This is a genomic window from Marivita sp. (assembly GCF_017643905.1).
Taxonomy (GTDB): domain Bacteria; phylum Pseudomonadota; class Alphaproteobacteria; order Rhodobacterales; family Rhodobacteraceae; genus Marivita.
Genome location: NZ_JAEPMO010000155.1, coordinates 1 through 9,537 on the forward strand (window position 1 = coordinate 1; position 9,537 = coordinate 9,537).

At 61.6% G+C, this 9,537-nt stretch carries 11 protein-coding genes and 1 pseudogene; 4 read left to right on the forward strand and 8 right to left on the reverse strand.

Annotated features, from left to right (window positions below; all coding sequences use genetic code 11):
• A pseudogene (locus JJ869_RS19320) lies at nucleotides 1-389 on the forward strand (acyl-CoA synthetase); the annotation flags it as partial.
• Between the two features lie 15 nt (nucleotides 390-404).
• Here the strand turns inward: JJ869_RS19320 and JJ869_RS23205 are convergent.
• On the reverse strand, nucleotides 405-575 hold the full coding sequence (locus JJ869_RS23205) for a lysozyme inhibitor LprI family protein (protein WP_366510481.1): 171 nt from the start codon (nucleotides 573-575) through the stop codon (nucleotides 405-407).
• A gap of 30 nt (nucleotides 576-605) precedes the next feature.
• Nucleotides 606-791 (reverse strand): hypothetical protein, encoded by a 186-nt coding sequence (locus JJ869_RS23210; protein WP_366510482.1) that lies wholly within the window; start codon nucleotides 789-791, stop codon nucleotides 606-608.
• Between the two features lie 252 nt (nucleotides 792-1,043).
• Here JJ869_RS23210 and JJ869_RS19330 point away from each other — a divergent pair, with 252 nt between their 5' ends.
• A complete protein-coding gene (locus JJ869_RS19330; RefSeq protein WP_292269701.1) occupies nucleotides 1,044-2,069 on the forward strand; it encodes a hypothetical protein in 1,026 nt (341 codons plus the stop codon).
• Here the strand turns inward: JJ869_RS19330 and JJ869_RS19335 are convergent, their stop codons facing one another.
• The 6 genes from JJ869_RS19335 to JJ869_RS19360 form a co-directional block, all read right to left on the reverse strand.
• Nucleotides 2,070-2,714: a hypothetical protein gene (locus JJ869_RS19335; protein ID WP_292269703.1), complete on the reverse strand. Its 645-nt coding sequence runs from the start codon at nucleotides 2,712-2,714 to the stop codon at nucleotides 2,070-2,072. It lies immediately after the preceding gene.
• 58 nt (nucleotides 2,715-2,772) lie between these two features.
• On the reverse strand, nucleotides 2,773-3,405 hold the full coding sequence (upp, locus tag JJ869_RS19340) for a uracil phosphoribosyltransferase (RefSeq protein WP_292269705.1): 633 nt from the start codon (nucleotides 3,403-3,405) through the stop codon (nucleotides 2,773-2,775).
• Nucleotides 3,402-4,409 carry an adenosine deaminase gene (add, locus tag JJ869_RS19345; protein ID WP_292269719.1) on the reverse strand — a complete coding sequence of 336 codons (1,008 nt, stop codon included), beginning with the start codon at nucleotides 4,407-4,409 and terminating at the stop codon, nucleotides 3,402-3,404. The genes upp and add overlap by 4 nt, the downstream gene beginning before the upstream one ends.
• 62 nt (nucleotides 4,410-4,471) lie before the next feature.
• Nucleotides 4,472-5,680, reverse strand: coding sequence for a phosphopentomutase (locus JJ869_RS19350; protein WP_292269707.1), 1,209 nt, complete (start codon nucleotides 5,678-5,680; stop codon nucleotides 4,472-4,474).
• Complete coding sequence (locus tag JJ869_RS19355; protein ID WP_292269708.1) at nucleotides 5,677-6,969, reverse strand: thymidine phosphorylase; 1,293 nt, start codon at nucleotides 6,967-6,969, stop codon at nucleotides 5,677-5,679. Before JJ869_RS19355 ends, JJ869_RS19350 begins: the two co-directional genes overlap by 4 nt.
• Nucleotides 6,969-7,361, reverse strand: coding sequence for a cytidine deaminase (locus JJ869_RS19360; RefSeq protein WP_292269710.1), 393 nt, complete (start codon nucleotides 7,359-7,361; stop codon nucleotides 6,969-6,971). Before JJ869_RS19360 ends, JJ869_RS19355 begins: the two co-directional genes overlap by 1 nt.
• Nucleotides 7,362-7,479: 118 nt before the next feature.
• Here JJ869_RS19360 and JJ869_RS19365 point away from each other — a divergent pair, with 118 nt between their 5' ends.
• On the forward strand, nucleotides 7,480-7,671 hold the full coding sequence (locus JJ869_RS19365; RefSeq protein WP_292269713.1) for a DUF3072 domain-containing protein: 192 nt from the start codon (nucleotides 7,480-7,482) through the stop codon (nucleotides 7,669-7,671).
• Between the two features lie 86 nt (nucleotides 7,672-7,757).
• Nucleotides 7,758-9,537, forward strand: a 1,780-nt coding sequence (locus tag JJ869_RS19370) for an NADP-dependent malic enzyme (protein WP_292269716.1), incomplete at its 3' end; no start/stop codon positions are given.

Here is a 9,537-nt window from a genome sequence, read left to right on the forward strand (position 1 = left end):
CCTTTGAAGGCGGGCATTTCCATTCCGGCGACATCGCGGTGATGCACCCGGACAATTACTGCCAGATTGCGGATCGCGCGAAGGACATCATCATCTCGGGCGGCGAGAACATCTCATCCGTCGAGGTCGAAGGCTGCCTGATGGCGCATGATGCGGTGCTACTGTGTGCCGTGGTCGCCAAGCCGGACGAGAAATGGGGCGAAGTGCCTTGCGCCTTTGTGGAGCTGAAAGGCAACCACAGCGCCACCGAGGAAGAACTGATCGCCTTTGCGCGCACCAAACTGGCCGGGTTCAAGACACCCAAGAAGGTGGTGTTCCAGGAGTTGCCGAAAACGTCGACCGGCAAGATCCAGAAGTTCCAGTTGCGGGAGCGGGCCAAGGCGCTTTGAGCCAGCGGTTTTCGCTTACTGGATATAGCGCATCAGCTCGGCCGCCCGCGCGCGGCCCAGTTCCACCTTGCAGGCATTGATCGCGATCCCCGTACCCGAGCCGCCGCCAAAGGTTGCACCGACATATTCGCATTGTGCATCGCGATAGGCTGACCACGCGGCCTGTGCGGCGTCGAGCGCGGGCACCGTGACCACACGACCAGTGATCCCGTCCAGCTATTCCGCGGAAGACTTTGCAAACCCCAGATAAATCTCGATGGTTGCGTCCACCGGCGCAAGCGTGTCGGCCACGCAATTGCCGATCTCGACCTGGCTGCTGCCACCGCATTCGGTGGCCGGGTCCGCGATGGCAGATCCCGCGCTCCAGAGCACAAGGCACGCGGCGAATGTGAGTGGCTTCATGGCAGAACCTCCGGTCAAGCTGGATCGACGGAACCAATCTCGTCTGTCCGCACCTTAAAACCGTGCAAGTTTTCCCGAAAGCAATAACTCTGCCCAAGCCTGCATCCGCGGCGATGGCCGGCCAAGGCATTGCAACCAACCACTGTCCAAGATGGCATACCTCGTGCAAGCGCGGGGAAAGCCCCTGCCGCATTGCGCGAAAGGCCACACGGGTGTACCCTACCCCATAATCAACGAGGCAGAGCAGCCCGCATGACCGCGCTGAAGGAATTTCAACGGCTGGAGGCCGAAGGTGTCTGGCGTGCAACGCCCACCGACCAGCGCAAGGACGTGATCGTGTCCTTGGGCGATGCCTCTCTGACGATCCTTGATCTGCGGGAAAACGTGCTGGCGCATTGGTCGGTTGCGGCGGTGGCGCGTGCAAACAAGGGGCAGATGCCCGCGATTTATCATCCTGACGGCGATCCGGGCGAAACGCTCGAATTCGGCGAGGACGGCGCGCAGATGATCGAAGCGATCGAGCGGATCCGAACCGCCATCGACAGGACGCGCCCGAAACCGGGCAAGCTGCGGTTCTGGATGACGGGGCTGATCGCGGCTTCGGTGATTGGGGCAATCCTGTTCTGGCTGCCCGATGCGCTGCTGCGACACACCGTGCAAGTGGTGCCTGCGGTCAAGCGGGTCGAGATCGGGGATGCCCTATTGGCACGGATCATGCGGATTTCCGGTCAGGCCTGCATGACGCGGGATGCCCGCGAACCGTTGCGACGGCTGGCCTCGCGCGTGTTGGGACCGGCGCAGCGCGGTGCCTTGGTTGTGCTGCCCGGTGGCGTCACTGAGACGGCACATCTCCCGGGCGGACGTATTCTGCTGAACCGGGCTCTGATCGAAGACCCGGAAGAACCGGATGTGACGGCGGGCTATGTCCTGACCGAACGGCTGCGCGCGCTCACGCAGGATCCGCTGGAGGAAATGCTGATCGAAACGGGTCTCTGGTCGAGCCTGCGTCTGCTCACCACTGGCGAGATGGCGGATGCGGATCTCGACCGATACAGCGAATACCTCTTGGCGCGAACGCCCGCCAAACTGTCGAACGATGTGATCATCGCAGGTTTCGAAATGGCGAACCTGCGGACGACACCCTATGCCTATGCCGTTGATATCACCGGCGAAACGACCCTCCAATTGATCGAGGCCGATCCGATGTCAGGCAAAGAGACGCGCCCCGTCCTTAGCGATGCGGATTGGTTGCGCCTGCAGGGGATCTGCGGCGAGTGATCAGTGGCCAAGTCCCTTGCCGCGCCCGACAATGACCGGTTCCTTGATCTTCTGATCCTTGGTCAACAGCTGCCGTGGTACGGTGTTACTCCAGATCTCTTGTGTCGCGCGATAGCCCTGCCGGGTCATGTGCGCGCGGTGTGGGTTGAGGCGGTCATCTTCCCACGCGGGTTTGTAACCCTTGGGCACTTTGGGCAACGTGTTGCCCTGCGCATCGTAGACATGTTTGGGCACGATGCGTTCTTCGTAAACGCGGGGCTGCGGCTGGCTGTATTTCTGCGCTTGGACAGTCCGGTTAGAAACCATCGGCACGGCCCGTTGCGGCGTGATGATGCGCTGCGGGGTGATGATGACCGGCTGTGCTTCAGCCACGACAACCGGCGCAGGCGCAGAACGGACGAGGCTCGGGGTCTGACCGCAGATCGGTTGCCGGTCCCGCCCGACGCGGGGCACCCAGTTGACCGCGCCATCGACGCCTGCGCGGACATAGACGCAGCCCCTGCTGTCGACATATAGCCGGGCGTCATAGCTGGCAGGAGGCACTTCGGCAGGTGGCGTGACCTGCAAGCCCTGAGCCGATACGGAAATCGTTGAAACGAGAAGCGCGGCCAGGGCGGCCGCAGCTTTGATACGGTACACAATCATTTGTCTGTCCCCACAGATGTGCAGGAAGACTGCCCGTCAGGTGATTGGGTGTAAAGGGCTATTTCGTCCCGAACATCCGGTCGCCCGCATCGCCCAGTCCCGGCACGATGTAGCCCAGTTCGTTGAGGTGCGAATCCAGCGCGGCGGTGACGATGGGAACGTCCGGGTGCGCCTCTTTCATGCGGGCCACACCTTCGGGGGCGGCGAGCAGGCAGAGGAAGATGATGTTCTTGGCCCCCGCATTCTTGACGAGGTCGATGGCGGCGGCAGAGCTGTTGCCGGTGGCGAGCATGGGATCGACGACAATCGTAATCCGGTCTTCGAGTTGCGCGGGGACCTTGAAGTAATACTGCACCGGTTTGAGCGTTTCCTCGTCACGGTAGAGGCCGACAAAGCCGACCCGCGCGGCGGGGATCAGTTCGAGGATACCGTCGAGCAACCCGTTGCCCGCCCGCAGGATCGAGATCAGCGCAAGCTTCTTTCCGTCGATCACCGGCGCGTCCATTTCGCAGAGCGGGGTTTCAATTTTCTTGGTGGTCAGCGGCAGGTTGCGCGTCACCTCGTAGGCCAACAAGTGGCTGATTTCGCGCAGCAATTGGCGGAACGATTTTGTCGAAGTGTCCTTCTCGCGCATCAGGCTCAGTTTGTGCTGAACAAGCGGGTGGTCAACGATGGTCAAATGTTGGGTCATGTGCGCTCCAGTCGTTTCAGGACACGGGTGCGCGTGTCCTCGTCGCAGAAGGCCGCGCGGGCGGCGGTGTCGTTCAGTTCTGAAAATACATCTTCGTCCCAGCGGAAGGTGCGGGCAAGATTGACATATTCGTCACGCATCGTGGTGTGAAAGAACGGCGGATCGTCGGTAGAGACCGTGACCTTCACCCCACGTTTGCGCAGTTTTTCAATCGGGTGTGCAGCAAGGCTCGGGTAAACTTCGAGGGTCACGTTGGAACCCGGGCAAACTTCGAGGGTCACGTTGGAACCCGGGCAAACTTCGAGGGTAATCTCGTTCTCCACAAGCTTGTCCACAAGCGCGAGATCGTTGATCGCGTGGACACCGTGGCCGATGCGTTCGACCTTGAGATCGTCCACCGCGTCGCGCACCGATTGCGCGCCGCCCCATTCCCCGGCATGGGCCGTCAGGCGCAACCCGGCTTCGCGTGCCATGTCAAAGCTGTAGGCGAAGTCCTTGGGTTTACCCTTCATTTCATCACCGGCGATGCCGAAGCCGACAATCCAGTCGCCTGCTGTTTCTGCCGCACACAGCGCCGAAGCCTTGGCCTTTTCCGGGCCGAAATGGCGGATGCAGGTGACGATGCCGCGCAGAATGATCCCGTGGTCGCGTTCGGCCTCGTCGGCGGCGTCCTTGATCGCGTGCAGGTATTCGCGCCATGCGCCCACGTCGCTACCGCCACAGAAATCCGGTGACAGGAAGGTTTCGGAATAGACCACGTCGTTTGCGGCACTTTCTTCAAGCACGGCTTTGGTCAGACGGCCGTAATCCTCGGGCGATTTGAGCACGCTTGTAGCGGCTTCATACACGCTGAGGAAATGGACGAAATCCCGGAAGGCGTAACTGCCATCGGGTTTGAACACGCCATCGAGATTGACGGATTTTTCTTTCGCCAACCCTTTGATGAACGCAGGTGGGCCCGCGCCTTCGTGGTGCAGGTGCAGTTCGACCTTGGGCAGGCGCATGATGCGATCTAGCTGTTCTTCGTCCATCGGACGGCTCAGACGCTCGCGTTCTTCTTCATCCATCACAGGAAACTCCGCCCCGATCCTTTTGACGCCACGCCCAGATGTTTGGCGATGCTGGCCGCCACGTCGACGAACCCGACATGCCCAATCTCGCCCTCGCCTGTCCCGGCGATCAGCACAGGTACCCGTTCGCGGGTGTGGTCCGTGCCAGTCCACGTGGGGTCGTTGCCATGATCCGCCGTGATGAGCAACAGGTCATCGGGTTTCAGCTTTGGCAGCAGTTTGGCCAACTTGGCATCAAACCATTCGAGCGCGCGGGCATAGCCGGACACATCGCGGCGGTGGCCATATTTGCTGTCGAATTCGACGAAGTTTGCAAAGATCAGTGCGCCTTCGGGGGCGGTGTCGATCTGATGCGCGAGATGCGCCATCAACCGAGCATCCGACCCTTTGTGTACCGTGTCGATGCCCGCCATCGAGAAGATGTCGCCGATTTTGCCAATGCCGATGACCGCTTGCCCGGCGTCCTGCACCCAGTTTGTGAGCACGGGTTCGGGCGGTGCGATCGCATAGTCTCGCCGGTTGGTGGTGCGTTCAAAGCTGCCCTCTTGCCCGACAAAGGGCCGTGCGATCACGCGACCGATACGACGGCCGTGGCACATCGGCGCGAGGTCTTGGCAGAGCTTCAACAGTCGGTCGAGGCCAAACGCCTCTTCATGCGCGGCGATCTGAACCACGCTGTCGGCAGAGGTGTAACAGATGGGTTTTCCGGTGCGCAAATGTTCCGCGCCGAAGGTTTCGATCACCCGGACGCCGTTGCTGTGGCAATTGCCGAGGATGCCGTCCGTGCCTGCGAGGTCGCAGATGCGTTGGGTGATGTCGTCTGGAAAGGAGGGCACGGTGTCGGGCAGATAGGTCCAGTCCCACGGCACAGGCAGGCCCGCGAGTTCCCAGTGACCCGAGGGGGTATCCTTGCCCTTGGACAGCTCAGTTGCAGCGCCCCAGCGCCCTGTGGGTCTTGCGGTGAGGTTCGGAGCGGCCTCTCCGCTGGCCAGTTCGACAGCGCGGCCAAGACCCAGAGCGTCGAGCGTCGGCAGGTGCAGCGGGCCGGTGCGCCCCTCTTCGGCCTGTCCCGCCGCGCAGGCTTGGGCGATGTGGAGAAGCGTGTTTGCCCCGGTGTCAGGGACAGTGCCGTTGAAGAACTGGTCGGCGTCCGGCGCACCGCCGATTCCGACGGAATCCATCACCACAAGGAACGCACGGCTCATGTGATGTGCTCCAGCACCAACTTGGGCGGTGAGGCCGTACCGTCACCCAAGGTAATTGCGGCGCGAACGGCCAGTTCGGCCTCATCCGCCTGGCTTTCCCGTGCGGCGTGGATGCGGACAAGCGGTTGACCTTTCGTCACCCGGTCCCCGATAGAGACCACATCGCTGAGCCCAACAGAGGGATTGACCACATCCGTTTCCACTTGGCGTCCCCCGCCCAGCGCAACAACGGTCAGGCCCAAGGCTTCGCCGTCGATGGTGGTGACGGTGCCGGATGTGGTGGCAGTGACTTCACGGATCACGGGCGCTTCTGGCAGGAAACGGACCCAGTCCTCGACGAAATGCACCGGGCCACCCATCGCGTAGACCATGGCTGCAAATTTCTCGGCGGCGGCGCCACTGGCGATGGCTTGAGCGATCTTTTTGGTGCCATCGCCGATCCCGGATTGTTCAAGCAGAGCGCCACCCAAAGCGACGGTCAGGTCCAGCAAGCGGCCAGACGCCGCCCCGGTCAGAACGCGCATCACGTCGATAACTTCGAGCGCGTTGCCAAGGCTGGGGGCCAAGGGTTGCGACATGTCGGTGATAAGCGCAGAGGTCGGGCAGCCGGTGGCGTTGGCCGTATCGACCAAGGCACGGGCCAGGGCGCGGGCGTCATCCTGCGATTTCATGAACGCGCCAGAGCCGCATTTCACGTCGAGCACCAAGCCTTCGAGACCTGCGGCGAGTTTCTTGGACAGGATCGAGGCGGTGATCAGATCAAGGCTTTCCACCGTCGCGGTCACATCGCGGATCGCATAAAGCCGCTTGTCCGCAGGGGCGATGTCTGCGCTGGCGCTGACAATGGCGCAGCCGACTTTGGACACGACCTGGCGGAACTGGTCCTCGGTCAGGGTGGTTCGAAATCCAGGGATTGATTCCAGCTTGTCGAGTGTGCCGCCCGTATGACCAAGGCCCCGACCTGAAATCATCGGGACGTAGACCCCGCAAGCTGCCAGCGCAGGTGCCAGGATCAGGCTGACGCAATCGCCCACCCCGCCGGTCGAGTGTTTGTCGAGCACGGGTGCGTCGAGATCCCACCGCAACACCTTACCACTGTCGCGCATGGCAGCGGTCAGGGCTGCACGGCCGGTGTCCCCCAATCCGTTTAGGCACACGCCCATGGCAAATGCCCCAGCCTGCGCATCGCTGACTGATCCATCTGCCAGCCCTTCCGCGAACCAAGCCAGCGCAGCGGCGTCAGGCGTCCCTCCTTTGCGCAGGGTGGCGATGATGGCCCGTGCATCCATCAGGTGCGGTCCATGTGCCCTGCGTCGAACGCGCCCGGCAGCAGGTTTCCGACGGTGGTCTTGAATTCGGAACCATCGGTGGTGGCCAGCGTCACTGCCACATCGCGTGCTGCAAATTCGGACAGTTTTTGGCGGCACCCGCCACATGGAGGCACGGGGTCTGGGCTGTCAGCGATCACATACGCCTCAACGATCCTGTGCGCCCCCGAGGCGATCATCGCGGCAATGGCTCCGGCCTCGGCACAGGTGCCTTCGGGATAAGCCACGTTCTCGACATTGCAGCCGACATAGACGCGGCCATCATCGGCCAGGAGCGCTGCACCAACCTTGAAATTCGAATAGGGCGCGTATGCGTTTTCCCGAACTGCCCGCGCCGCCTCTTTCAGTTCCATCGTGACCCCGCTCCCGATTTCAGACCCACATGATTGCGGGGCCACGCGCCTGATTGCAAGGGCTCGTGGGAACCGGAAACGCAGCGTTTGCGTTTTCTTTTCGACACAAGAGGTGACCATGCCCATTCAGAACAGTGTGAGCCTTGATCCGGCAGTCGGACTTGGCCCCGACCCCGAAGAGGAAATGACTGAACGGCAAGCGATCAAGCTGCGTGAATTGGCCAGCGCAGCAGATGAACCCTTTGATGGCAGCCTGACCCGGAGACAGGCAGAGCGGCGCATCGCGCATCTTGAAGAGTACTTGAAATGAGTTTCTTGCCGCAGGGGTAACTGGCGCTCTTTCCCTCCGCTCGCAAAAGGTTTAACCCTAAACCAAATCTGAGCGGGACGGGATTCATGTCGGACAACACCAACGAAACGCTGCGTCAGGCGGCCCTTTTTTATCACGAACATCCCAAGCCCGGTAAGCTTGAAATCCGCGCCACCAAGCCATTGGCGAATGGCCGTGATCTGGCCCGCGCCTACAGCCCCGGCGTGGCCGAAGCCTGTGTTGAGATCAAGGCCGACCCGACCAATGCTGCGCGTTACACCGCGCGGGGTAATCTTGTGGCGGTTGTGTCGAACGGCACGGCGGTGCTTGGTCTGGGCAATATCGGCGCTTTGGCGTCCAAGCCGGTGATGGAAGGCAAGGCGGTTCTGTTCAAGAAATTCGCAAACATCGACTGTTTCGACATAGAGGTGAACGAGAGCGATCCGGAAAAACTGGCCGACATCGTCTGTGCGCTGGAACCAACCTTTGGTGCAATCAACCTTGAGGACATCAAGGCACCGGACTGTTTCATCGTCGAAAAACTGTGCCGCGAGCGGATGAATATCCCCGTTTTCCACGACGACCAGCACGGAACGGCGATTGTGGTGGGCGCGGCTGCCACAAACGCACTGCACGTGGCGGGCAAAGCGTTCGAGGACATCAAGATCGTCTCTACCGGCGGTGGGGCTGCGGGCATTGCCTGCCTCAACATGCTGGTGAAACTGGGGGTGAAGCGCGAGAACATCTGGCTATGCGATATTCATGGATTGGTCTATGAAGGCCGGGCCGAGGATATGAACCCTCAAAAAGCGGCGTTTGCTCAGAAGAGCGACCTGCGTACGCTGGATGACGTGGTCGACGGGGCGGATTTGTTCCTCGGGCTGAGCGGACCGAAAGTTCTGAAGCCTGAAATGGTGGCCCGCATGGCGGAGCGCCCGATCATCTTTGCCCTGGCCAATCCAACGCCTGAGATCCTGCCCGACGAGGTGCGCGAGGTTGCACCGGGTGCCATCATGGCGACCGGGCGCAGCGATTTTCCCAACCAGGTCAATAACGTGCTCTGCTTCCCGTTCATCTTCCGGGGGGCGCTGGACGTGGGCGCGACCGAGATCAACGACGCGATGCAGATCGCCTGTGTCGAAGGGATCGCCAAGCTGGCCCGCGCGACCACAAGCGCCGAGGCGGCAGCGGCCTATCGCGGCGAGCAACTGACTTTTGGTGCGGATTACCTGATCCCGAAACCTTTTGATCCACGGCTCTCCGGCGTGGTGTCGACCGCAGTCGCTCAGGCCGCGATGGAATCCGGAGTTGCGCTGCGCCCGGTCGAGGATCTGAAGGCATATAAAGCCAAGCTGGATGCCAGCGTCTACAAATCCGCGATGCTCATGCGTCCGGTGTTTGAAGCGGCGGCTACAGGATCGCGCAGAATCGTCTTTGCCGAAGGCGAGGATGAACGGGTGCTGCGAGCAGCACAGGCGATTCTGGAAGAGACCACGGAGACCCCGATCCTGATCGGTCGACCCGACGTGATCGCGTCGCGCTGCGAAAGGTTGGGCCTTGAGATCAGACCCGAGCGGGATTTCACCTTGGTGAACCCGGAAAACGACCCGCGCTACCGCGACTATTGGGAAACCTATCACCGGATCATGGCGCGGCGCGGCGTGACGCCGGATCTGGCCCGCGCGATCATGCGCACCAACACCACCGCGATCGGCGCGGTCATGGTGCATCGCGAAGAGGCCGACAGTCTGATCTGCGGCACGTTCGGCGAATTCCGCTGGCATTTGAATTATGTCACGCAGGTGCTGGGCTCGGAAAAGCACTCGCCCCATGGCGCGCTCAGCATGATGATCCTCGAGGATGGGC